This is a genomic window from Pseudobutyrivibrio xylanivorans, from assembly GCF_008935055.1.
GTDB classification, from domain to species: Bacteria; Bacillota; Clostridia; order Lachnospirales; family Lachnospiraceae; genus Pseudobutyrivibrio; species Pseudobutyrivibrio xylanivorans_A.
This window is the reverse complement of sequence record NZ_CP043028.1, coordinates 1,223,461-1,246,099: the sequence shown is the minus strand read 5'-3', so window position 1 is coordinate 1,246,099 and position 22,639 is coordinate 1,223,461. Positions and strand designations below refer to the sequence as shown.

The 22,639-nt window shown below is 41.2% G+C and carries 20 protein-coding genes, 1 tRNA gene, 1 CRISPR repeat array and 1 riboswitch (1 of these 23 cut by a window edge); of the genes, 12 read left to right on the top strand and 9 right to left on the bottom strand.

Translation table 11 applies throughout. The features are described from left to right. A CRISPR array of direct repeats spans nt 1–180; the repeat unit is 36 nt; unit sequence GCTTAGAACCTTTAAATAATTTCTACTATTGTAGAT (it extends 357 nt beyond the left edge of the window). 78 nt (nt 181–258) lie between these two features. Genes FXF36_RS05750 through FXF36_RS05730 form a run of 5 tightly spaced genes read right to left on the bottom strand, consistent with a single transcriptional unit; the run spans nt 259 to nt 5,100 of the window. Then, nucleotides 259–888, bottom strand: a complete 630-nt coding sequence (locus FXF36_RS05750) for a response regulator (protein ID WP_151622884.1) — start codon at nt 886–888, stop codon at nt 259–261. After that, the gene (locus FXF36_RS05745) at nt 885–1,874 is read right to left on the bottom strand and encodes a sensor histidine kinase (protein ID WP_151622883.1); all 990 of its coding nucleotides are present in this window, start codon (nt 1,872–1,874) and stop codon (nt 885–887) included. Before FXF36_RS05745 ends, FXF36_RS05750 begins: the two co-directional genes overlap by 4 nt. Further along, nucleotides 1,864–3,027, bottom strand: a complete 1,164-nt coding sequence (locus FXF36_RS05740) for an ABC transporter permease (RefSeq protein WP_151622882.1) — start codon at nt 3,025–3,027, stop codon at nt 1,864–1,866. The genes FXF36_RS05745 and FXF36_RS05740 overlap by 11 nt, the downstream gene beginning before the upstream one ends. After that, nucleotides 3,014–4,159, bottom strand: a complete 1,146-nt coding sequence (locus FXF36_RS05735) for an ABC transporter permease (protein ID WP_151622881.1) — start codon at nt 4,157–4,159, stop codon at nt 3,014–3,016. The genes FXF36_RS05740 and FXF36_RS05735 overlap by 14 nt, the downstream gene beginning before the upstream one ends. Next, nucleotides 4,159–5,100, bottom strand: a complete 942-nt coding sequence (locus tag FXF36_RS05730) for an ABC transporter ATP-binding protein (protein WP_151622880.1) — start codon at nt 5,098–5,100, stop codon at nt 4,159–4,161. Before FXF36_RS05730 ends, FXF36_RS05735 begins: the two co-directional genes overlap by 1 nt. Before the next feature lie 184 nt (nt 5,101–5,284). After that, nucleotides 5,285–5,399, top strand: a riboswitch (FMN riboswitch). Between the two features lie 137 nt (nt 5,400–5,536). Between FXF36_RS05730 and ribD the strand changes: the two genes are divergently transcribed. Continuing rightward, on the top strand, nt 5,537–6,634 hold the full coding sequence (gene ribD / locus FXF36_RS05725; RefSeq protein WP_151622879.1) for a bifunctional diaminohydroxyphosphoribosylaminopyrimidine deaminase/5-amino-6-(5-phosphoribosylamino)uracil reductase RibD: 1,098 nt from the start codon (nt 5,537–5,539) through the stop codon (nt 6,632–6,634). Continuing rightward, nucleotides 6,634–7,236 (top strand): riboflavin synthase, encoded by a 603-nt coding sequence (locus FXF36_RS05720; protein ID WP_151622878.1) that lies wholly within the window; start codon nt 6,634–6,636, stop codon nt 7,234–7,236. Before ribD ends, FXF36_RS05720 begins: the two co-directional genes overlap by 1 nt. Here the strand turns inward: FXF36_RS05720 and FXF36_RS05715 are convergent. Then, nucleotides 7,233–8,126, bottom strand: a complete 894-nt coding sequence (locus FXF36_RS05715; protein ID WP_151622877.1) for an IS3 family transposase — start codon at nt 8,124–8,126, stop codon at nt 7,233–7,235. The genes FXF36_RS05720 and FXF36_RS05715 overlap by 4 nt on opposite strands. Before the next feature lie 8 nt (nt 8,127–8,134). After that, entirely contained in the window at nt 8,135–8,434 is a 300-nt protein-coding gene (locus tag FXF36_RS05710; RefSeq protein ID WP_151622876.1) for a transposase, read from the bottom strand. Between the two features lie 128 nt (nt 8,435–8,562). On the opposite strand from FXF36_RS05710, the gene FXF36_RS05700 reads away from it, so the two are divergent. The 5 genes from FXF36_RS05700 to FXF36_RS05680 all read left to right on the top strand — a co-directional run bounded on the left by FXF36_RS05700 (nt 8,563) and on the right by FXF36_RS05680 (nt 14,756). Beyond that, nucleotides 8,563–9,759 carry a bifunctional 3,4-dihydroxy-2-butanone-4-phosphate synthase/GTP cyclohydrolase II gene (locus FXF36_RS05700; protein ID WP_151622875.1) on the top strand — a complete coding sequence of 399 codons (1,197 nt, stop codon included), beginning with the start codon at nt 8,563–8,565 and terminating at the stop codon, nt 9,757–9,759. 17 nt (nt 9,760–9,776) lie between these two features. Continuing rightward, the gene (gene ribH, locus FXF36_RS05695) at nt 9,777–10,241 is read left to right on the top strand and encodes a 6,7-dimethyl-8-ribityllumazine synthase (RefSeq protein WP_151622874.1); all 465 of its coding nucleotides are present in this window, start codon (nt 9,777–9,779) and stop codon (nt 10,239–10,241) included. Between the two features lie 168 nt (nt 10,242–10,409). Then, nucleotides 10,410–11,894, top strand: a complete 1,485-nt coding sequence (locus FXF36_RS05690) for an L-fucose/L-arabinose isomerase family protein (RefSeq protein ID WP_151622873.1) — start codon at nt 10,410–10,412, stop codon at nt 11,892–11,894. A gap of 229 nt (nt 11,895–12,123) precedes the next feature. Beyond that, nucleotides 12,124–13,581 (top strand): xylulokinase, encoded by a 1,458-nt coding sequence (gene xylB / locus FXF36_RS05685; RefSeq protein WP_151622872.1) that lies wholly within the window; start codon nt 12,124–12,126, stop codon nt 13,579–13,581. Between the two features lie 149 nt (nt 13,582–13,730). After that, complete coding sequence (locus FXF36_RS05680; RefSeq protein WP_151622871.1) at nt 13,731–14,756, top strand: hypothetical protein; 1,026 nt, start codon at nt 13,731–13,733, stop codon at nt 14,754–14,756. Nucleotides 14,757–15,008: 252 nt separating this feature from the next. Here the strand turns inward: FXF36_RS05680 and FXF36_RS05675 are convergent. Next, nucleotides 15,009–15,080: transfer RNA gene (locus tag FXF36_RS05675), tRNA-Glu, on the bottom strand. 265 nt (nt 15,081–15,345) lie between these two features. Between FXF36_RS05675 and FXF36_RS05670 the strand changes: the two genes are divergently transcribed. The 4 genes from FXF36_RS05670 (at nt 15,346) to pyk (ending at nt 19,496) form a co-directional block, all read left to right on the top strand. Next, on the top strand, nt 15,346–16,485 hold the full coding sequence (locus FXF36_RS05670) for a glucose-1-phosphate adenylyltransferase (RefSeq protein ID WP_151622870.1): 1,140 nt from the start codon (nt 15,346–15,348) through the stop codon (nt 16,483–16,485). A 3-nt stretch (nt 16,486–16,488) separates the two neighbouring features. Beyond that, complete coding sequence (glgD, locus tag FXF36_RS05665) at nt 16,489–17,607, top strand: glucose-1-phosphate adenylyltransferase subunit GlgD (protein ID WP_151622869.1); 1,119 nt, start codon at nt 16,489–16,491, stop codon at nt 17,605–17,607. A 69-nt stretch (nt 17,608–17,676) separates the two neighbouring features. Then, nucleotides 17,677–17,889 carry a hypothetical protein gene (locus tag FXF36_RS05660; RefSeq protein ID WP_151622868.1) on the top strand — a complete coding sequence of 71 codons (213 nt, stop codon included), beginning with the start codon at nt 17,677–17,679 and terminating at the stop codon, nt 17,887–17,889. A 191-nt stretch (nt 17,890–18,080) separates the two neighbouring features. Further along, nucleotides 18,081–19,496 (top strand): pyruvate kinase, encoded by a 1,416-nt coding sequence (gene pyk / locus FXF36_RS05655; RefSeq protein ID WP_151622867.1) that lies wholly within the window; start codon nt 18,081–18,083, stop codon nt 19,494–19,496. Nucleotides 19,497–19,801: 305 nt separating this feature from the next. On the opposite strand, the gene FXF36_RS05650 is transcribed toward pyk, so the two are convergent. Further along, complete coding sequence (locus FXF36_RS05650) at nt 19,802–20,005, bottom strand: helix-turn-helix domain-containing protein (RefSeq protein ID WP_151622866.1); 204 nt, start codon at nt 20,003–20,005, stop codon at nt 19,802–19,804. A 260-nt stretch (nt 20,006–20,265) separates the two neighbouring features. Between FXF36_RS05650 and FXF36_RS05645 the strand changes: the two genes are divergently transcribed. Further along, a complete protein-coding gene (locus FXF36_RS05645) occupies nt 20,266–22,620 on the top strand; it encodes a hypothetical protein (protein ID WP_151622865.1) in 2,355 nt (784 codons plus the stop codon). Nucleotides 22,621–22,639 lie beyond the last annotated feature (19 nt).

The window sequence follows — 22,639 nt, the reverse complement described above, 5'->3', positions numbered from 1 at the left end:
GCTCTGCTTGGTATTCGCTTAGAACCTTTAAATAATTTCTACTATTGTAGATATTGACGATATCGGTGGATTTTTGCGCGGCTTAGAACCTTTAAATAATTTCTACTATTGTAGATTTGTGCAGGTTCCAAGGGCACAGCCTTTGCTTAGAACCTTTAAATAATTTCTAATATTGTAGATGTTAGTGAGGTAAATTCAAGTTTAACGGATTAGTCATTTACAGTTGCATTAGAACGTTTTAAGACGACAAGCTTATAATTAATGTTTCAAGTAAAATATAGCCAATTGAGTACGATCTCTCAGATTCAGTTTTTCCAGGATGGTGGACAGGTAATTACGCACTGTGCCTTCTGATAGGAAAAGCTTCTGAGAGATTTCTTTGTTTGAGAAGCCATCAGCTACAAGCTGGATGACCTCGTATTCTTTTTCGGAGATATCGTATTTACGATAATCAAATTCATCACTAGCGGAGCCTGCAGACATAAGGTTTGGAAGCTTGTCTATTACAGCACCTCCGAATACACTTTGTCCGTCAATTGCAGCGTGGAGTGCAGCAGGAAGAGATTTGTAGTCCTGCTTTAAAAGGTAGCCTTTTACGCCAAGCTTCAGGGCTTTTACGATATACTCATCATCGGAAAAGGTTGTGAGGAAGAGGATAGTAGCATCGCGGTGCTTGCCTAAGATTTCCTCTGCAGCCTCAAGTCCATTCATGTCTGCCATACGGATGTCCATAAGTAAAAGGTCTGGCTTAAGCTCATCAAAAAGAGCTACGGCTTCACGTCCGCTGCAACCTTTGCCTACTATTTCAAAGTCTGAGTCTGCTGAGATAATCATCTCAAGAGACATTGTAATTAGTTCGTCGTCATCTACTAGTAATATAGATTTCATAGTGGTAACCTCGCAAATATTGTAAATCCATTATCTGTATAGAAATAGGCATCTCCTCCGAGGGAGGTTGCTCTGTTTTTTATATTGGAAAGGCCAATGCCTTCGTAACTGTCGGTGGACAACTTTTCTTTTATACTGTCAGATATTGAACCGTTGTCTGTAATGGAAAGGGTGCAGAAGCTGTAGTTTCGCTGCATGATAATTGAGACCGAATCTCCATTGGAGTGCTTCAAAATATTTGTTACGGCTTCCTTTAAAATTCCAATCAAGGAAAGCTTTACATTTGTAGGAATTGCTTCATCCAAATCTAAATCCGTATTTACGGTAAAACTCTTAAGTTCACCGATTATTTCATCAAAGTTCTTCTGTAAATCAATTGAATCATCATGCAGGTCGTGAACTGAGGCACGCATCTTTGCCATTGATTCATCCAATGTGTCCGCCAACATCTTGAGCTGAGGCTCCAGCCTATCATCTGTATTAACAGTTGAAATTGCTCCAAGCAAAAGGATGGCGCGAGATAGGAGATGCCCTACATTGTCGTGGATTTCTCTTGCGATTCTGTTTCGCTCACCAAGGGTGGCAAGGTGAACCTGCTGGTCCTGTTCAGACATAAGTCTGCGGTTTTTATCCTGCAGGATTTCCTCCAACTCCTTGCTGTCATCCCTGGTACGATGAAGAAGATTTTTATATTTCATCATCTGCTCATAAAGGATGCTGGATACTACTGTAAAGCCAGCCAAAACTAGGATTGCAAATAGTCGAAGCGCAATCCTGTCCTGATTCAAGGTGTAGCAGGTGGAAATAACAAATGGTATGGCTGTAAGCGTGCCGTACACCCATTTATTATCAAACAGCAAACTGACTTCGAGAATCAAAAAAATGTAAATAGACATTACAACCGTAGAGGTTGTAATGCCACTTGCATTTATAATTACTGTTAATCCTGCTGCCGCTAAGAAGCGGATGATTACATCATAAAGCATACTGTTCCTTTTTCCTTGAAATGACCATCCCTGCTGCAAAGAACATTAATGCAAAGAGGATTTCAATCAATAAATATGTGCCGAACTGGCGACTCCAGATGTTATTAATTGGAGTATCATTTATAAATTTGAGTGCTGTGGTGTACCAGTACAATGGCATAAAGTGTGCTGCCTTAACGATAGAATCTGATAAGTACTGAGTATCAACAAATACGCCACATAAGAAGCTCATTGAAAGTACAAACATGTTTGCCACCATGTTTATCAGGTTTTCGTTTGAGGTAATTGAGCAGATGAAATATGCCATTCCAAGTCCTACAAACATTAGGGTGTAGGTATCAATTGCATAGTAAAGGAGCTTATCGTTTGCATATTCCAGTCCCATCAGCTGAATTACCATAATTACAACTGTTGTAATCACAAAACCAATAAAGAATACCGCTGAAATAGTTGCTACGTTTCTAGTGAAGAAATGCATTCCACTAACGGAAATACGGTTGCTAACATCTCTATTCTTCATGAAAGTCAATGTGCAGGCTCCGCAGATGCAAAGGAGCATCATCATTGTATATCCGTTAAAGGTGAACATTCCTGTGTAGAAGGAACGGTGGTTTTCCTCATGCTCATCTATTACGGTGGCCTGTGTCTTGCTAAGCTCTACCATCTGGCCATGTGTAAGAGCAATGGCTTCTTCCTCTGAATAACCACTATTTAAATATACCACAACATCCTGTAAATAGTCATTAAGCTTCTCTGTGAGCAAAAACTGCGATGCTGTTGTTCCTGGAGCAATGTAGGTGAGTGCATTCTCTACATCACCGGACATAATCTGTTCCTCAAATCCTTCTGGAATAATAAGGGCATACTCGTAAATTAAGAATCGCACATTATCATTCATCACCTGAGGATCGTCTGTCTGTGGGTCAACCACTTCCTGAGTTTCGGTAAGATAATCCACCAATGCTTGGCTAAGCTTGGAATCATCATTATCTGTTACTGCTACTTTCACTGTCATTTCTTCAAAGGCATCCTCCTGGGTAGAAACTGTAGCCTTAGCCTGCATATTTCCAAATACTGTGAAAATCGCTAAGTAAACGATGATGGTTGTAATATTTGCTTTTAATGATTTTAGAATTGCATTAAAGACTGACATATTTTCTCCTCCTTAAAAGGATTGCGCTTATGAAAAGACTAACAACAATCATGATGCTCATAAGCATAATATCCTGATAGTACATATCTGTTTTGCCGTAGGTTGCTCTGGTGTAGAGGCAGTCAACTAAAAGTGATGCTGGATTGATTCGATTGAGAATTGGCACTCTGCTTTCAATGTACTGTCTAATCTGATGCCACATAAGACCACTGAAGAATGAACAGGTCATTGTAAAGCAAAGAGGAACCACAATTAATAGTCTTGAATTTTTGATGAATGAACCCATTAATACACCAGCTGAAACACCAAGAACACTTCCAAGTGTTGTGATAGCAATAATGTTTACAAGTGGGGCACCAAAGCTTATCTTTAAAATCTCCTGAACATATATAACAACTACTGCATTCGAGAATGCCTGCATTACCATGGCTGCACATATGCCGGCTACTATTGCCATAAGCTTGTTGGTTGGAGAACACTCAAAACGTTTTCCCTGCTCTGTCATGTTTGCACATATTCCTTCAAGGATAGCGGTGCTAATCCAAGAACTGAAAAGTGATGACATTGCAATCAAAGCGAAGAAGTACTGCACGTATGGCGATGTGTTATTTCCAAAATCATGCTCCTTCATTACCTCGACGTTTTCTGTAATCATATCCAGAGCAGTCTGGATGTTTTCTGGATGATCCTTTGCGATAGTCTCAACCACTGTCTTTTTGTTTTCATATTCCCTAACAATCTGGTTCATTGTTGTAGCATGGTAGCCATTCTTAGGAACGATGGTTTCGATTTCATCACCATCTTCAACATAGAATCCAAATACCTCATCTGAATTCATGGCATCCATGGCAGCTTGCCTGGTATCGTATTTACGAAGTGTAAGGATTGGTACATTGCCATCGGTTTCATCTTCCAGTTGCTCTAGTATCTTTTCAAAATCAGATTCTTCATGATTCGTATTTACGTAGCCTGCCTCGATGGTATGGAAGTTATCAGGATCATCTTTTATAAGATTGCCGAAGCCCATGTAGAATACTGTGGCAAGTACGATTGGGAAGAGGAAATTCCAGCCAACCATATATCGGTTTCGGATTATCTCCTTAAATTTATATACAAAAATTCGTCCGAACATTAGTCTCTGAGCTCCTTTCCTGTGATTTCAAGGAATACATCATTTAATGTAGGAAGTTCTGTTGATACGTGTCCAAATGGAATGTTGTTATCTGTCAGATAACTAAGTACGTGAACCAGATTGTGGTCACCGCCGTCACACTTAATAACCAAATCATCTCCATCTTCCTTCACTTTATAAACGTGATTGATTTCCTTTAGTCCATTGATTACTTCATCAGATTTATTAGGAAGATTTACTCGGATTGTCTCACGGCTCATAAGTGATGCCTTAAGCTCATTTGCTGTTCCGTTTGCAATGTTCTTGCCGTGGTCCATGATTACCACTCGTGAGCAAAGCTCCTCAACCTCTTCCATGTAGTGTGAGGTGTAGATGATTGTTGCTCCATCTCGGTTCATTTTTTTGATTCCCTCGAGGATTGCATTTCGGCTCTGTGGATCTACAGCAACTGTTGGCTCGTCGAAGATGATAAGCTTTGGCTTGTGAGCGATTCCGCAGGCAATGTTAAGTCTGCGAAGAAGACCTCCTGAAAGCTTCTTTGGCTTATACTTCTTGTACTCTGTGAGGCCAGTGAACTCTAATGCTTCCTCAACATACTGCTTACGAAGCTTCTTATCCCTGATGTAGAGGCCACAGAAGAAATCTACGTTTTCATAAACATTCAATGTATCAATAACTGCCACATTCTGAAGTACCACACCAATCTGAGATTTGATATCGTAGGCCTCTGGCTTCATCTCCTTATTGAAGATTGTTACTGTTCCCTTGTCGTACTGGAGAAGTGAGAGAAGACAATTGATTGTAGTTGTCTTGCCTGAGCCATTTGGTCCAAGGAGTCCAAGAATTTCTCCTTCATTTACATTTAATGAAAAGTGATCAACTGCCACCTTATCACCGTATCTTTTTACCAAGTTTTCGATTGATACTACATTTGTACTCATATATCTTTCCCCTTTCGGTTTTGTTTTTGATGTGATTTCCTTATTTCTGAGATTATAATACCCAAATCAATTGTCATGTTACAGTGAAGGGAGTCATTTGGTGATGTGACAAATGTCATGTTGTATGGAGGAAGTTTATTGTTGACAATATACTTCAAGTCATTTAGTATCAAGTCAATTGAATAGTTATCTTCAGGGCAGGGTGCAATTCCCTACCGGTGGTACAGCCCACGAGCCGCAAGGCATGATTCGGTGTAATTCCGAAGCCGACAGTATAGTCTGGATGAAAGAAGATGGTGGATGTTTTTTAGCATCCGGTTTATTTGTAGAATTAATTGGGCTCTGAGATTTTTATATCTCAGAGCCTGTTTTGGTTTTAGGAATGAACTGTTTTTTGCCTTGGAGAAATCCAAGGCTTTTTTATTTGGGAGGAAATATGGAAGACAAATATTATATGGAAAGGGCGCTAGCTCTTGCGGAGCAGGGTGCCGGATTCGTAAATCCGAATCCAATGGTGGGCGCAGTAATAGTAAAAGATAGTCAGATTATTGGCGAAGGCTACCATGAAAAATATGGTGGACTTCATGCAGAGCGCAATGCTCTAAAGGACTGCAAAGAAAAGGGAAATAATCCAAAGGGGGCCACAATGTATGTAACACTAGAGCCCTGCTGCCACTATGGAAAAACACCACCATGCACAGAGGCAATAATTGAAAGTGGCATCGAACGAGTGGTGATTGGAACCCTTGATGTGAATCCCGTAGTAGCAGGGAAAGGCGCCCAGATTCTTAGGGACAACGGAATCAGGGTAGAGGTTGGCATGCTTGAAAATGAATGCAAAAAGCTGAATCGTGTTTTCAACAAATATATGTCGACCAAGCTCCCTTATGTGGTGATGAAATACGCTATGACTGCAGATGGAAAGATAGCAACAGCAAGTGGTGAGTCCAAGTGGATAACCGGCGATGCGGCAAGGGAAAATGTTCACAGACTAAGGAAGAATCTGTCGGGAATAATGGTAGGAGTTTCTACTGTAATCATCGATAATCCATCACTGGATTGCAGACTTGATGAACCATCAAATAATCCGGTACGAATTATCTGCGATTCGTATTTACGAACTCCGATCAATTCCAAAATCGTCGAGACTGCCAGTGAGATTAAGACCATAATTGCGACCTCATCGGAAAATGAAAGTAGAATTGCTGAATACGAAAAGGCGGGATGTACTGTACTTAAGCTGCCACGGACTGAAAATGGAATAGACTTGAATTCTCTGATGGTGGAGCTTGGAAATATGGGAATAGACAGCATCCTGCTGGAGGGTGGTGGAACTATTAACTTCAGTGCGCTGGAAAGCAAAATAGTGGATGAAATTCATATTCATATGGCACCAAAGATTTTCGGCGGAAACAGCAAATCACCTGTGGAGGGGCTTGGAATTTCGGATATTAATGATGCAATTAAGCTAAATCCAATAAATACCACTTGGGCTGGAGATGACCTGATTATAGAAAACGAGGTGATCTACTAATGTTTACCGGGATTATTGAAGAACTTGGAAAGGTTCAAAGAATCACCAGAGGTGGAAAGCAGCAGCGTATTACCATCAGCTGCAGCAAGGTACTTGAGGATATCCATATGGGTGACAGCATAGCTGTTAATGGCGTGTGCCTCACGGTGGTTGAGCATAACGCTAATGGGTTTTCTGCTGATGTTATGAACGAGACCTTTTCACGTTCTAGCTTAGGAGCACTTGGTGTTGGAAGTCCAGTGGATTTGGAAAGGGCAATGGCTGCAAATGGTCGCTTTGGCGGACACATTGTAAGCGGACATATTGATGGCACAGGCATTATAAAAAGCATAAGACAAGATGGCAATGCAGTCTGGTTCGAGATAAGAACTGATGGAAAAATCATGGAAGGTATCGTGGAAAAGGGCTCCATCACTATAGATGGAATCAGCCTGACTGTAGCGGTAGTGAGTTATGACAGTTTTAAGGTTAGTATCATACCCCACACATTAAAGGAGACAGTTTTGGGTCATAAAAAGATAGGGGATGTAGTTAATCTGGAAAATGATGTGGTCCTGTGTCAAGATTTAGTACAAATTAAAATGAGAGGTTCTGCCAGTTAAGCAACTGACGGAGACTTCACCCTTTCATACAACCTTTCATATTCATCAGGAGACATATAGTTACAATGACTATGAATCCTGACGGTGTTATAGAATGCTTCAATGTATTCAAAAACAAGCATGTATGCATGCCTGTAATCGGTAATGGTAAATCTGTTAAGCCATTCTCTTTTTATTAGTGAATGGAAGGATTCGATGCAGGCGTTATCATAAGGATAGCCACTATGAGAGTAGCTACGCTGCATCTTTGCAGTAGCTTCTTGCCAGGCCTTTGAAACATACTGACTACCACGGTCAGAGTGGATAATCAAAGGTAAATCAGTGTCTCGATTAGCCTTAGCTTTTTCAATAGTTTCAATAACAGTAGAAACCTCCATGGTTTCTGCGAGGGTCCAGGCAATGATTTTCCTGGCAAATAAGTCCATGACGCAGTTCAGATAAACAAATCCGTTCTGAGTCCAAATATATGTGATATCAGTACACCAAACAGCATTTGGTCTATCTGGATTGAATTGTTCATCAAGGATGTTGTGAAGCTCTTTGCTAAAATCAGAGTCTCTGGTTGTGGTAGTCCAAGGCTTCACCCACTGGGCTTTAATGCCCATTTCACGCATGTATAAACCTACAGTGCGGTCGGATATAGTTTCTCCAGAATTGCGAAGAGTCTGTGCTATTTTAGGGGCTCCGTAGTTCTGTTTAGAATCATCATAGATGGTCTGGATTTTCTTTTTAACCGCTTCTTTACGTTGCTTAGTAGCAGAAACCTTGCGATTAAGAAAAGAGCGATATCCAGAGCGAGAAACACCTAAAAATTTCAGCATTCCAGAAGTAGAAACACGGTGTCCAGTAACTTTAGATGCCTCTACCTTTGCGGAAACTTCAGTATAGATAGCTTCCGTTAATTTTTCCCCAGAATGCTGATGGCTTTTTTTAACACATCAAGTGCATCCTGAGCATCGCGTAACTCACGTTTCAATCTAGCGATTTCCTTCGCTTCATCTGATTCGTAATTACCCGAACCACGAACAGGAATATCGCCATCGTGGTCTCTGTACTGAGATTCCCAACGGGCCAAGGTGCTGACACCTATTCCTAGGTTCTTGGCACACTCTGATTGAGTGAGATCAGGATGCTCCTTACGATAGTTGATGGCATCCAACTTGAATTGCTTGCTGTGTTGTTTTCTTTGACGTGACATAATGAGTTCCTCCATTTGTTGATTATACAATACTTGAAGGGAATATCTCATTTTGTTTTGTACTATTTAGATGCTAACACTAATGTAGTTGGAAAATATATAAAGAAGTTCATAGGAAGGGAAGAAAAATGCGAAGAGAGTCGATTGAAAGAGCTATTGATGATTTGAAAAATGGTAAGGTCATCATGGTTATGGATGATGAAGGACGTGAGAATGAAGGAGATTTCATCTGTGCAGCAGAGTTTGCTACCACAGAAAATGTAAATCTTATGGCATCAGTTGGAAGAGGTCTTATCTGTATGCCAATGAGTGAGGAGCTTGCATTTAAGCTGGCGCTTCCACCAATGGTAAGCCATAACACAGATAACCATGAAACCGCATTTACGATATCCATTGACCATGTGGATACAACCACAGGTATATCTGCAGCAGAACGAGGAATGACAGCCCGAAACAGTGTTAGGGATGATGTGAGCCCTTTGGACTTCAGACGCCCGGGCCATATGTTTCCACTGGTTGCTAAAGCAGGTGGCGTCATAGAACGTCCAGGGCATACTGAGGCAACAGTGGATTTAATGAAGCTGGCTGGTCTTAAGGAATGTGGCCTTTGCTGTGAAATCATGGCGGAGGATGGAACCATGATGCGAGGCGAGGCACTGCGCAAGCTTGCTGAGGATATGGGAATAACCTTTATTACAATCCCTGAGCTTGTGGAATACAGAAAGGTGTATGACAAGCTTGTGGAGTGTGTATCTATTGCAAAGATGCCAACACGCTACGGCGAGTTCATGGCGCATTGCTATATCAATAAATTGAATGGTGAGCATCACGTGGCGCTTGTAAAGGGAGATATTACAGATGGAAAGGATGTGCTTTGTCGTGTTCATTCTGAATGTCTCACAGGAGATGTGTTTGGTTCCATGAGATGTGACTGTGGACAGCAGTTTGATGCAGCGATGAAGGCGATTGAGGGTGAAGGTCGCGGAGTTCTTCTTTATATGAGACAGGAGGGACGAGGAATCGGTCTTGTAAACAAGCTGAAGGCATACAAGCTTCAGGATGAAGGTATGGATACGCTTGATGCAAATATAGCCCTTGGCTTCCCAGGAGATTTAAGAGAGTATTACACAGGTGCACAGATTTTACGTGACCTAGGAATTCATTCGCTAAATCTTCTTACAAACAACCCAGACAAGGTGTACCAGTTGTCTGATTACGGCATGGAGATAAATTGTCGTGTGCCAATTGAAATACAAGCAAATAAATATGATGTGTTCTATTTAAAAACAAAAAAAGCTCGCATGGGGCATATATTAGCGGTTTAAAAGGAGGATAATAAAAAATGAAAGTTTATGAAGGAAAATTAGTATCAGAAGGTGTAAAGATAGGCATTGTCGTTGCTCGTTTCAATGAGTTCATCACTTCAAAATTATTAGGTGGAGCCATTGATGGGCTTAAGCGAGAGAACGTAAAGGAAGAGGATATCGAAGTGGCATGGGTGCCAGGTGCATTTGAGATTCCTCTTATTGCAAAGAAGATGGCAGAAAGTAAAAAATATGACGCTGTAATTTGTCTTGGTGCAGTGATTCGCGGTGCTACATCACATTATGATTATGTATGTGCGGAGGTTTCAAAGGGAGTTGCACAGGTGAGCATGAGCGCTGGAATACCTGTAATGTTTGGCGTGCTTACTACCGATACTATTGAACAGGCTGTGGAGCGTGCTGGCACAAAAGCAGGCAATAAAGGCTTCGAATGTGCTCAGGGAGCTATCGAAATGGTAAATCTAATTCGAGAAATGAAGTAACTTTTTTGACATAATTAACAAAAGAAAGTCAAAAATAAACCATCACGTAGTAAATTTTTAAAAGTCTCCAAAACGTTTTGTCTGATATTATCATATCATCAAAGAAAACGTTTTAGAGGCTTTATTTTTTTGTGAAAGGGAGCCGGTATTTTAAGGAGGGTAATAACTATGACAAACATGCCAAATGTAAAAATTGGTGTAGTAGCAGTTTCTCGTGACTGCTTTCCAGAAAGCTTATCAGTAGACAGAAGAAAGGCACTTATCGCTGCATATACAAAGAAGTACGGCGCTGAGCATATCTATGAGTGTCCAGTATGTATCGTTGAGAGCGAGATCCATATGGTACAGGCTCTTGAGGATATCAAGAAGGCTGGATGTAACGCACTTTGCGTATACCTTGGAAACTTTGGTCCAGAAATCTCTGAGACACTTCTTGCAAAGCACTTCGATGGACCTAAGATGTTCTGTGCTGCAGCTGAGGAGTCAGGCAACAGCCTTCTCGATGGTAGAGGAGATGCTTACTGCGGTATGCTTAACGCATCTTACAACCTTCAGCTTCGCAATGTAAAGGCTTGGATCCCAGAGTATCCAGTAGGTGATGCTGAGGATTGTGCAGATATGATTCACGACTTCGAGGGGGTAGCTCGTGCCGTAATCGCACTTTCAGATCTTAAGATTATCAGCTTTGGTCCAAGACCAATGAACTTCCTTGCTTGTAACGCACCAATCAAGCAGCTTTACAACCTTGGTGTTGAAATCGAGGAGAACTCAGAGCTTGATCTTTTCGAAGCATTCAATAAGCACGCTGGTGATAGCCGTATTCCAGAAGTTGTTGCAGATATGGAGAAGGAGCTTGGCGCTGGTAACAAGAAGCCAGAGGTTCTTGAGAAGCTTGCTCAGTATGAGCTTACACTTAAGGATTGGGTTCGCGATCACAAGGGATATCGTAAATACGTAGCAATCGCTGGTAAGTGCTGGCCTGCATTCCAGACACAGTTTGGTTTCGTTCCTTGCTATGTTAACTCACGTCTTACAGGCGAAGGAATCCCTGTATCATGCGAGGTTGATATCTACGGATGTCTTTCAGAGTTCATCGGTACAGTTGTATCAGAGGATGTTGTAACACTTCTCGATATCAACAACTCAGTACCAAAGGATATGTACAATGAGGAAATCAAGGGTAAGACAGATTACACACTTGAGGATACATTCATGGGATTCCACTGCGGAAATACATGCTCTAGAAAGCTTGCATTCTGCGAGATGAGAAACCAGAAGATTATGGCTCGTGCACTTCCTGTAGAGGTTACAAACGGAACACTTGAAGGTGATATCGCTCCAGGTGAGATCACATTCTACAGACTCCAGTCTACAGCTGACAACAAGCTTCGCGCTTACATTGCACAGGGGGAAGTTCTTGATGTTCGCACAAAGTCATTCGGTTCAATCGGTGTATTCGCTATTCCAGAGATGGGACGCTTCTACCGTCACTGGTTAATCGAGAAGGGATTCCCACATCACGGAGCTGTTGCATTCGGACACTATGGAAAGGCACTCTTCGAGGTATTCAAGTACATCGGAGTAGAGGTTGATGAGATCGGATACAACCAGCCAGCAGGTGTAAGATACCCTACAGAGAATCCATGGAGATAATTTAAACTGAGATGTGACTGACTTGGAGATTTTCATGCTCCCGCAGGGCACCCCTCATACCTTCGCTAGGCAACTTTCCGCTACGCTATCGCTTCGCGGCGCCCTCCTAGTTCGGTATGATACTTCCCTGCTCGCGCTTGCCGAGGCTTTGAGTCAGTCACTTTTTATTTTACTAGAATATGTGTAATATACGCCCTTTGGGCGTGGTTTACGAAAAGGAGAATAGAAAATGTATTACATTGGTGTAGATCTTGGTACATCAGCTGTTAAGCTTCTTCTTATGGAAGGCAACGGCGATATCAAGAAAATCGTATCAAAAGAATATGCCCTCAGCTTCCCTCATCCAGGTTGGTCTGAGCAGAAGCCAGAGGATTGGTGGACTCAGGTAGTAGCTGGTATCAAGGAGCTTACTTCAGAGGTTGATAAGAGCCAGGTTGCTGGTATTTCATTTGGTGGACAGATGCACGGTCTTGTAACACTTGATGCTGATGATAATGTTATCCGTCCAGCTATCCTTTGGAATGACGGACGTACAGGAAAAGAGACAGAATATCTTAACAACGTTATTGGAAAGGAAAAGCTCTCTGAGTACACAGCAAATATCGCTTTCGCAGGTTTCACAGCTCCAAAGATTCTTTGGATGCAGGAGAACGAGCCAGAGCTTTGGGCAAAGGTTGCAAAGATTATGCTTCCTAAGGATTACATTGCTTACAAGCTTTCTGGAAGCTTCTGCACAGATTATTCAGATGCCAGTGGTATGCTCCTTCTTGATGTTAAGAATCGTTGCTGGAGCAAAGAGATGATGGATATCTGCAAGGTATCAGAGTCTCAGCTTCCAAAGCTTTATGAGAGCTACGAAGTAGTTGGAACAATCAAGCCAGAGGTTGCTTCAGAGCTTGGCTTCACAAACGATGTTAAGATTATTGCTGGTGCTGGTGATAACGCAGCAGCAGCTGTAGGTACAGGTACAGTTGGAGAGGGCAAGTGCAATCTTTCAATCGGTACATCTGGTACAATCTTCATTTCTAGCAAGAACTTTACAGTAGATCCTGCAAACGCTCTTCACTCATTTGATCACGCTGATGGTGGATATCACCTTATGGGATGTATGCTTTCAGCTGCATCTTGCAACAAATGGTGGATGGATGAAATCCTTAAGACAAAGGATTACCCAGCAGAGCAGGCAGGCATCAAGAATCTTGGCGAGAACCGCGTATTCTACCTTCCATACCTTATGGGAGAGCGTAGCCCACACAACAATCCAGATGCACGTGCTATGTTCATCGGAATGTCTATGGACACAACTCGTGAGGATATGACACAGGCAGTTCTTGAGGGTGTTGCATTTGGTCTTCGTGATTCCCTTGAGGTTGCACGTAGCCAGGGTATCGTAATAGAGCGCTCTAAGATTTGCGGTGGTGGTGCAAAGTCTCCATTATGGCAGCAGATTATCGCTTCAGTTATGAACCTTAAGCTTGATATCCTTGAAAACGAGGAAGGCCCAGGTCTTGGTGGAGCTATCCTTGCAGCAGTTGGATGCGGCGAGTACGCTTCTGTAGAAGAGGCTTGCGAGAAGCTTGTAAAGGTTAAGACAACAGTTGAGCCAGATCCGGAGTTGATTCGTAAATACGAAGAGAGATATCAGGAGTTCAAGAAGCTTTACCCTACAGTAAAGGGTCTTTTCTAAAATTATAAAAAGCTATATTGAGAGGAGTTATCCATGATGGTGGATGACTCCTTTTTAATATGAAGAAAAAACCTCTAAATGTTAGAATCGTTGCACAATATTTGCTCATATAATATAATTTGAGTAAATAATGAAGGGAGATTAAGTATATGAGTGCTATTTTGGATACTATTGGTAAGTACATCGATTTAGGACCTGTTGGCAATACAATTGTTGGAATAGTCGCAGTTATATTGATGTCTTTAGGTGCTTTTTGTTCTTACAAAAAACTGCTTAACAGAAATATTCTTGAAATACTGTTATTAGGGGAAAAGGCTGAGAAAAAGAAGGATATGGCTGCAACGCTTGTCATATTAGCTATGACAGCGTTTATAAATGTTGTGTATACATTTGCTATGCGCTCTAATCCATTAATATTGATAGGTATGTTGGGGCTTATTGTTGTTGCCATCCTCATAATCGGTTATTTTTCATTAATGGATTTCAGGAAGAAAAAATTAAGCGAGACTCAAGAAGCATGGTATTATACCTGTTTTGCATATGTGTTTATTATTGTAGGTGCGTTATTTTCCTATGTGGCTATAAATATATATGGTTCGAATCTTTCAAAGGTTATTTTAGTTTTGTCACTTATTATAATTGCAGAGGGTATTCTTATGGTATTCTTATGTGACAGTATAAAACCAAAGGAATCCCACTTACTGGTAAATTTGAGCGGAAAGCTTAACGAGGACAAAAGCTTTGATAACGAGGAGTTGTATGTGTACTCCAGAGTGGATGATAAATTCCTGTGTGGCGATAAGCCTGTAATGACAAAAGCTGGTAAGGTTTATCCTGTTCCTATAAAGTTTATTTGTGACAATATTGATTCCTTCCATTTTGATTATGAAGATTTAGATAAGGAAAAAGCTTTAGTCGAGGATTCTACAAAGAACGAAAAAACAAAGAAAGCTACCAAGGAAGAGAGAGCTGAATACGTTGAAATAGGATACATCAAAAAACTGTTTAGAAAGAACAAGATTAGAGTTGATAAAAAGTATGTGGCACAATATCTTAGCTTTATGACCTTCCCATGTGAGGAGCCAGAAGCGGAGGCTGAGAAGAAACATGAGCCTAATTTAGATGCAGCGACAGCTGTAGAGGAAAAGACTTTATCAGATGTACATAAAGAATAAATAATACAGTGCTAGAAGATTTCAATTGAAATTTTCTAGCACTTTTTTGTAGGGCAAGGCCCTCTTTTTTCAAATTCGAAGTGCAAAATCAATGGAAGGACACCCACAAAAAGCTCCACTAGTAGCTTAAGAAAATCTAACATTTTGCTCAAATGCTGCATGAGAACTGGGCAGGGTATATATCATCGGGGCCCGTAAACATAGATATCATCAAAGGGCAAAAAAAAGCATCGCGCTTCGCGATGCTTTTAGCAGTTCCTAGCGGAATCGAACCGCTGTTTTCGCCGTGAGAGGGCGACGTCTTAACCGCTTGACCAAGGAACCATACTTGATTTATTTGTTTGTCGCTGAGCTCTTGTCCCTCGCGACAAGAAGTATAATACTACGGTTCCACTCCCACGTCAAGCAAAAATATACTATTTTTTTATATTCAGAATTATTTAAATATTAAGACAATAGATTACAATTGAAATCTTGAATTCTGCATGAAAATTCCACAAAAAACTTAAAGATTTATTGCTACTTTTGTGCAAAATGTGTAAACTATAAATAAGAAGAAAAATAATGTATCTTAAAGGGAGGTAGTTTTATGGCTCAATCTAATATGCTGGCCATGATCTTGGCTGGTGGTCGTGGCAGTCGTCTTCACGATTTGACCAATAAAGTTGCAAAGCCAGCAGTTTCTTATGGCGGTAAGTACCGCATCATTGATTTTCCACTTAGTAATTGTGCCAATTCAGGCGTTGATATTGTAGGTGTCCTCACTCAGTATGAATCTGTACTGTTGAACAGTTATGTTGCTGCAGGTGGCAGATGGGGACTTGATACAAAGGACAGCGGTGTTTTCGTTTTGACACCACGTGAGAAGGCTGATTCAGGTCTTGATGTTTATCGCGGTACTGCAGATGCAATATCGCAGAATATCGATTTTATTGATGCCTATGATCCAGAATATCTCCTGATACTTTCGGGCGACCATATTTATAAAATGAACTATGATAAGATGCTTCGCTTCCATAAAGAGCAGGGGGCAGATGCTACAATCGCAGTTCGTGGTGTACCAATGAGGGAAGCTAGCCGATTCGGTATTATGAATACTGATGGTGAGGGACGCATCATCGAGTTCGAGGAGAAGCCTGCAAAGCCAAAGAGCAATCTGGCTTCAATGGGTATTTATATTTTCACATGGAAGACACTTCGCAAGTTGCTTGTGGAGGATATGAAGAATCCAGACTCTGACCACGATTTTGGTAAGGATATTATTCCTGTAATGCTGAATGGTGGAAAGAAGCTTTGCGCTTACGAGTTCTCTGGCTATTGGAAGGACGTTGGAACTATCGATTCACTTTGGGAAGCAAACATGGATCTTCTTGATAGCGATAATGAACTGAATTTGGATGATACTTCTTGGAAGATTTACACTGAGGATTCAGGAATCGTTCCTCAGTATATTGCTTCTACGGCAAAGATTGACGGGGCTTATATTAATCAGGGAGCTGCAGTTGGTGGAACTGTTCAGCGTTCTGTAATTTTCACGAATTGTAAGATTGCTCCGGGAGCAAAGGTCATTGATTCTGTGCTTATGCCAGGTGCTATTGTTGAGGAGGGGGCAGTGGTTACAAGAGCTCTTGTAGCTGAAAATGTTCGAATCGGCAAGAATGCCAAGGTTGGCGACAAAAAGAGCGAGGAAATCCTTCTCGTGGCTAAAAACGTAAAGGGGGAGGATTAAGCTATGGCAAATAAAGCATTTGGTGTAATTAATTCGGCAGCTAATTATATTAGAGTTGAGGGCCTTCACGATTATCGACCAATCGGAGCCTTTACATTTATAGGAAGATTTCGTGTTATCGATTTTCCACTATCAAATATGAGTAATAGTGGAATCAATCGTATTCACGTATATTTGAACAGCAGACCTCGTTCGATTGTTGAGCACATTGGCTCAGGACGCCATTATAATATCAATTCAAAGCGTGGTAACCTGCAGCTTCTGTTTACTCAGAATAATGGTGCAAATTCTATCTATAATACAGATATTACAGCATACATGGAGAATCTGGAGCAGATTGAGCGTATGCCTCAGGATTACGTGATTATTGCTCCAAGCTACATGGTTTACAAGCAGGATTATCAGAAGCTTTTGGATGACCATGTGGAGGCTGGAAATGATATTACGATCCTTTATCACAAGGTTGATCAGGCAAAGGAATATTACAGAGCCTGCAATGTGGTGGAGCTTAATAAGCAAAAGGGTGTACAGAGCATCACTAGAAACATGGGTACTGCTAAGGATAAGAATATCAGCATGGACACCTATGTAATGAAGAAGGACCTTTTTGTAGCGTTGATTAAGAAGGCAAAGAGAGAGTCCAGTGCATATTCCCTTGCTGATATTATTGCACTTTCCTGCGATACTCTTGATATCAGAGGTTATCAGCACAAGGGTTATTTCGCAGCAATCACCAGCCTGGATGATTATTACAGAGCTAACATGGAACTTTTGGATTACGCCACAGCGATGGATTTCTTCAAGCAGGATTGGCCATTCTACACAAAGACTACCGATGCCTGCCCAACTCAGTATTTCCAAGGCGCAAAGGTTACTAACTCCATGGTTTGTAATGCAGCTTTAATCGAAGGAACAGTTGAGAATTCAATCATAGGACGCCACGTTCATATCGGAAAAGGCGCCATAGTAAAGAATTCCATCATTCTTTCTTATGCTGATATCAGCGACGGCACCTACATCGAAAACGCAGTTATCGATAAATGGGTAAAGGTAAAGAACGTGAAGAAAATTGTGTCTGAATCCGTAACCCCAGCGTACATAAAGCGTAACGATGTGCTGTAAATACAGGATTGTAACTAACAAGCTATTAGATTTCCTTAGCGAGACGTGCTGTCGAGCGGGGAAATACTAATGCTTGTTAGTGTAACAATCCGAGAAGTGGAGGATGCCACAGAGCAGCCTGCAGTAGAGGAGAAGGTTCCTGAAGAGGAAGTACCTCAAGCTGTTGTAAATGATGGACTTGGTACAGCAGCGGTTGTTGCCATTATTGCAGCAATTGCAGCAGTATGTGCACTTCTAGCTTATGTACTTTCTAAGCTTGGCATTCTAACAATTTTTAAATAAAAATATAGTTACTTAAATGTTTGAGTGAGGTCAATTTGCACAAAATTGATCTCACTCTTTTGTTAATTAATTAACCTTTGTTTACGAATGGGGCATTTGGTGTTATTATTGATAAGATTTTTGATTTTTTTTAAAAACAAGTGTTTTTACATATTAAAATGTTAGGTTTTAGAAATAAGAGGAGTAATTTGATGAGAAAGACTAAGATTATTTGTACTATCGGCCCAGCCAGCATGAACGAGGAAACTCTCACAGCTATGGCACAGGCTGGTATGAACGTTGCCAGAATGAATTTTTCCCATGGTGATCATGAGGAGCAGGGAATGAAGATGGATTTGGTAAAGAAGGTTCGTAAGAAGCTCAACCTTCCAATCGCAATTCTTCTTGATACAAAGGGACCTGAGTACCGTATTAAGACTTTCAAGGACGGTTCTGTTACAGTTAAGGAAGGTGATACATTTATCTTCACAACAGATGATGTAGAGGGTGATGAGACACGTGTTTCTGTTACTCACAAGAACCTTCACAACGATCTTGCAGTTGGTGATACACTTTCAGTTTGCAATGGTATCGTGTTCTTCGAGGTTACAGAGATTAAAGGTCATGACGTTATTACAAAGTGTACAACAGGCGGCACAATGTCAAACAAGAAGTCTATGAGCTTCCCTAACAAGGTTATGTCTGGTCCTTACCTTTCAGAGCAGGACAAGAAGGACATCCTTTTCGGTATCGAGAACGATGTTGACTTCATTGCTGCATCTTTCGTTTCTACAAAGAAGGATATGGTAGAGCTTAGAACATTCCTTGACGAGAACGGCGGAGAGGATATCGAGGTTATCGCAAAGATCGAGAACCAGCCAGGTGTTGACAATGTAGAGGAAATCCTTGAGATTGCTAACGGTATCATGGTTGCTCGTGGTGACCTTGGTGTTGAAATTCCATTCGTAAAGCTTCCAGCTGTTCAGAAGGAACTTATCTCTAAGGCACGTGCACTTGGTAAGAGAGTTGTTACTGCTACAGAGATGCTTGAGTCAATGATTACAAATCCACGTCCAACACGTGCGGAGATTTCTGACGTTGCAAACGCTGTATATGATGGTACTTCAGCTATCATGCTTTCAGGCGAGTCTGCTCAGGGTAAGTACCCAGTTCAGGCTGTTGCTACAATGGCTGAAATCGCTGAGACAACAGAGAACGACATCAACTACGAAGGTCGTTTCCATAAGGATGATATTTCAATCACAACTACACCAGATGCTGTTTGCCACTCAACATGTTCAATGGCTATCGACGTTAGCGCAAAGGCTATCGTTGCTTGCACAATGTCAGGTTACACAGCTCGTCGCGTAAGCCGTTTCAGATGCCCTGTTGATGTTGTTGCTATGACTACAGATAAGAAGGTATGGAGAAAGCTTGCACTTAGCTGGGGTGTTACACCAGTTCTTGTAGACAAGTTCAAGTCTCTTGACGTTATGTTCTACCATGCAGTTAACCGTGTACAGCAGATGCTTGACTTAAACAAGGGTGACATGGTTGTTCTTACAGGCGGTCCTATGGATGGCAATTGTGGAAACACAAACACTATCAAGGTTGAGACAATTCAGTAATTACGCTTCCTATTGAATTGAAGAGAAGCTACCAGCGGAGTTTACGGGTCATGTGAAAAGCGAAGTTTGAGAAAACGTTTAAGTTGACAGAAAACTTTGTAAATTCACAAACTATTCACAAAATACACTTTATTTGTACATAATTATTAGTTAATATATACTCATCTCGAAAGAGATACAATTTTTTCATAACATTATTCTCCCTTTTGAAAGAGACGCTCCGCTGGCGTCTCTTTCGTATTTTATGGCAGCATTTTAACCCTAATAAAAAGCTGGATGAAATTCAAATTTGAATTCCATCCAGCTTATTTTTTATCTGTTCTCCCAACTAAATAATCTAATGATACCCTATAATAATCCGCAAGCTTTATAGCATAGGAAAGCGGTAATTCTCTTATCCCCTTTTCATATCTTCTGTAGACCTCTCTTTTACAGAAGAGTATATCCGCAATTTGCTGTTGAGATAAATCGTGATCTATTCTTAGGTCTTCAAGTCTCTTAATATACAAACGAACCCTCCCTTAAAGAATGCTGTCAGATAAATTAACATCGAAATGAAAAGAGTGTGAAAAATATGTTAAATAATCAAGAACTCTAAGACAATGCTACCAAATGGTGGTATATTAAGTGCATGGATGCCACCATTTGGTGGCAGAAAAAGTTAGGGGGCAGCATAAAGCTGCATATTTTTGACTCTTCCGTGCTACCAAATGGTTGCATAATATTTGGGGACTGGGAGAAATAATAATTTTAGGAGGGACAGTAAACTATGACTCGAAACAAGAAACTTGTGAAACTTATGGCACTCACAGTGGCAGCAGCAACAGTTGCAACATCTGTGCCAGCCTATGCTGCATTTGACGCAGATTATTATGCATCTCAGAATGCAGACGTAGTTGCAGCAGTAGGAACATCTGCAAAGGCATTGGAGAATCATTACAACACATTTGGTAAGAAGGAAGGCCGTGCTGGAAGTGCAGAGGACCTGGCTAACAATCCTATCCGCCAGATATTTGACTCAGAGCTTTATGCTAAGCTCTATCCAGATGTAGTTGCAGCTTTTGGCAATAATGCAGATGCTTTATTTACTCATTTTATGACATTTGGTATCAAGGAAGGAAGAAAGATTAACACTTACTTTGATGTAAATGTTTATAAGGAGGCTTATCCAGATCTTGCTGCAGCCTTCGGCGATGATATCGCTATGTATTATAAACATTTCGTATTATTCGGAATTGCTGAGCATAGAACAAAGGGTGGATTCCCTGCAGAGAAGATTCTTCCAGGTAAGGCTACACCAGTAAGCACTTCTTCAGGAAGCTCTTCAAGTGGCGGTGGCAGCGGAAAGAAGAGTACAACACCTACTCCAACTCCAACACCAACCCCAACTCCAGAGCCAACACCTACACCAACTCCAGAGCCAACACCTACACCAGCTCCAGAACCTGAGAAGACTGAGGCTGAGAAGGCGGAGGAAGCTTATGATACAGCGGCAAAAGCAGCTGAAGCAGCTGATAAAGCTTTAGATGAAGCTATTGAGGCATTAGGCAAGGCAAATCAGGCGGTAACAGATGCAGGTTTGGTTATAGCGAATACAAACGCTACAAATGCATTAGGTGCAGTTAACGCTGCGGCAGTAACATCAGCAAATATGGATACTACTAAAGCTATAGGTGATGCAAATGATGCAATTTCACTTGCCCAGAAATCACCTACAGATGCTAATAAAGACGCAGCTGTGCAGGCTGCAATAAAAGCAGTTAAGGCAGCTAATACCGAATTAAGAGCTGCTAACACAAATGCAACTAATGCGGCAACTGCTGTAAAGAAAGCGGATGAAGCTGTTAAATCTGCGGATAAAGCAGTAAAGGCTGCAAAGGAAGCTCAAGTGCAGGCAAAAGCAGCAAAGACAGCTGCGGATAGTAAGCTGGCAGCAATTGAATCACAAATTGAAGAAGCCGAGAAGCGTCAGGATATTGCTGAGAAGGCTGTGCAAGATGCAAAAGCAACTGTAACGAAGGTGGCTAAAGAACAGGAAGATGCAGTTGCAGCGGCAACTGATGCATTTAATGCAGCTAAGATAATATCTGATGGAAAAACAACAGCGTTAAATACAGCTACAAGCAAGTTAGTAAAAGAAATTAATGATACATTGAATCTTCAGAATGAAGAAGCATATACAACTATTACAGCTACTGGTATTTCTCTTGCAACTGATGCATTAAATGAGGCTGCAGCTACTGCAGCAAAGAACACTTCAATTAAGAAGGGGGCTCTCACAACATTGGTACCTGGAGCAATAGGCTCTGATGGTGAAATAAATGAGCGTATTATTGCAAGGGCTATTCAGACTGCAGAGAATAATACAGATTCTCAGATTGCGGCAGTAAGTGAGGCGGTTGCGGCATATACTAAGGATGGTGCTACTGAGGCTCAAAAAAAAGAAGCTCTTGAAGCTCTTGATGCAGCCATAGCAGAGCTTGTAAAATTAGGATGTTATAACGATGCAAAAGATGCAAAGCAAGCTCTTGTAACCACAGATGAAGGTGGCAATCCAACAGCGTATGCAGGAACAGAAGTGACTCCAAATGATGCAAAAGAGGCAGCAGGAAGTAAGATTAATAATGCGGTAGCTGATTATACAGGAGCTGTTAAGGCACAAGCAAATGCAGAAAATGCTGTTACAACATTTAGCGAGATGCAGACAACTGTAGATGATGCTAAGAATGCTAATGATAAAGCATTGGCTAAAACAAAGGCTGCTGAGGATGCAGAGAAAGTTGCTCAGGACACAAAAAAAGAGGAGAACGCAAAGGCAGCATCTGCTGTAAAGGCTGCAGAAGATGAGAAGAAACTTATTGATGCAGAAATTGAAGCAGCTGACTTGGACGATCAAAAGGAACGTGCAGAACGAGAGGTAACTAGTGCTAAAGATGCTGTTAAAGCTGCCGGCGACCTGTTAGAGGATGTAGAGGAACAGGCAAAGACTGCAGCTGAAAATAAGGTGGCAGCTGATGAAGCAAAGGCAAATGCAGATGCTAGTGTTGCTACTGCAGAGCAAAATGTAGAGATTGCAGAAGGTCAGAAGACTACAGCTGAAGCAATTGAAGTGCCTGAAGACTAATTATTAATTTTTGCATAAA

Excerpts from the sequence above, each read along its gene's own strand:
- FXF36_RS05645 (WP_151622865.1), top strand. The coding sequence starts at position 20,266 with ATGACTCGAAACAAGAAACTTGTGAAACTTATGGCACTCACAGTGGCA.
- FXF36_RS05730 (WP_151622880.1), bottom strand. The coding sequence starts at position 5,100 with ATGAGTACAAATGTAGTATCAATCGAAAACTTGGTAAAAAGATACGGT.
- FXF36_RS05745 (WP_151622883.1), bottom strand. The coding sequence starts at position 1,874 with ATGCTTTATGATGTAATCATCCGCTTCTTAGCGGCAGCAGGATTAACA.
- FXF36_RS05710 (WP_151622876.1), bottom strand. The coding sequence starts at position 8,434 with ATGTCACGTCAAAGAAAACAACACAGCAAGCAATTCAAGTTGGATGCC.
- FXF36_RS05670 (WP_151622870.1), top strand. The coding sequence starts at position 15,346 with ATGGCTCAATCTAATATGCTGGCCATGATCTTGGCTGGTGGTCGTGGC.
- FXF36_RS05700 (WP_151622875.1), top strand. The coding sequence starts at position 8,563 with ATGCGAAGAGAGTCGATTGAAAGAGCTATTGATGATTTGAAAAATGGT.
- ribH (WP_151622874.1), top strand. The coding sequence starts at position 9,777 with ATGAAAGTTTATGAAGGAAAATTAGTATCAGAAGGTGTAAAGATAGGC.
- ribD (WP_151622879.1), top strand. The coding sequence starts at position 5,537 with ATGGAAGACAAATATTATATGGAAAGGGCGCTAGCTCTTGCGGAGCAG.
- pyk (WP_151622867.1), top strand. The coding sequence starts at position 18,081 with ATGAGAAAGACTAAGATTATTTGTACTATCGGCCCAGCCAGCATGAAC.
- FXF36_RS05680 (WP_151622871.1), top strand. The coding sequence starts at position 13,731 with ATGAGTGCTATTTTGGATACTATTGGTAAGTACATCGATTTAGGACCT.
- glgD (WP_151622869.1), top strand. The coding sequence starts at position 16,489 with ATGGCAAATAAAGCATTTGGTGTAATTAATTCGGCAGCTAATTATATT.
- FXF36_RS05720 (WP_151622878.1), top strand. The coding sequence starts at position 6,634 with ATGTTTACCGGGATTATTGAAGAACTTGGAAAGGTTCAAAGAATCACC.
- FXF36_RS05690 (WP_151622873.1), top strand. The coding sequence starts at position 10,410 with ATGACAAACATGCCAAATGTAAAAATTGGTGTAGTAGCAGTTTCTCGT.
- FXF36_RS05740 (WP_151622882.1), bottom strand. The coding sequence starts at position 3,027 with ATGTCAGTCTTTAATGCAATTCTAAAATCATTAAAAGCAAATATTACA.
- xylB (WP_151622872.1), top strand. The coding sequence starts at position 12,124 with ATGTATTACATTGGTGTAGATCTTGGTACATCAGCTGTTAAGCTTCTT.
- FXF36_RS05660 (WP_151622868.1), top strand. The coding sequence starts at position 17,677 with ATGCTTGTTAGTGTAACAATCCGAGAAGTGGAGGATGCCACAGAGCAG.
- FXF36_RS05750 (WP_151622884.1), bottom strand. The coding sequence starts at position 888 with ATGAAATCTATATTACTAGTAGATGACGACGAACTAATTACAATGTCT.
- FXF36_RS05735 (WP_151622881.1), bottom strand. The coding sequence starts at position 4,159 with ATGTTCGGACGAATTTTTGTATATAAATTTAAGGAGATAATCCGAAAC.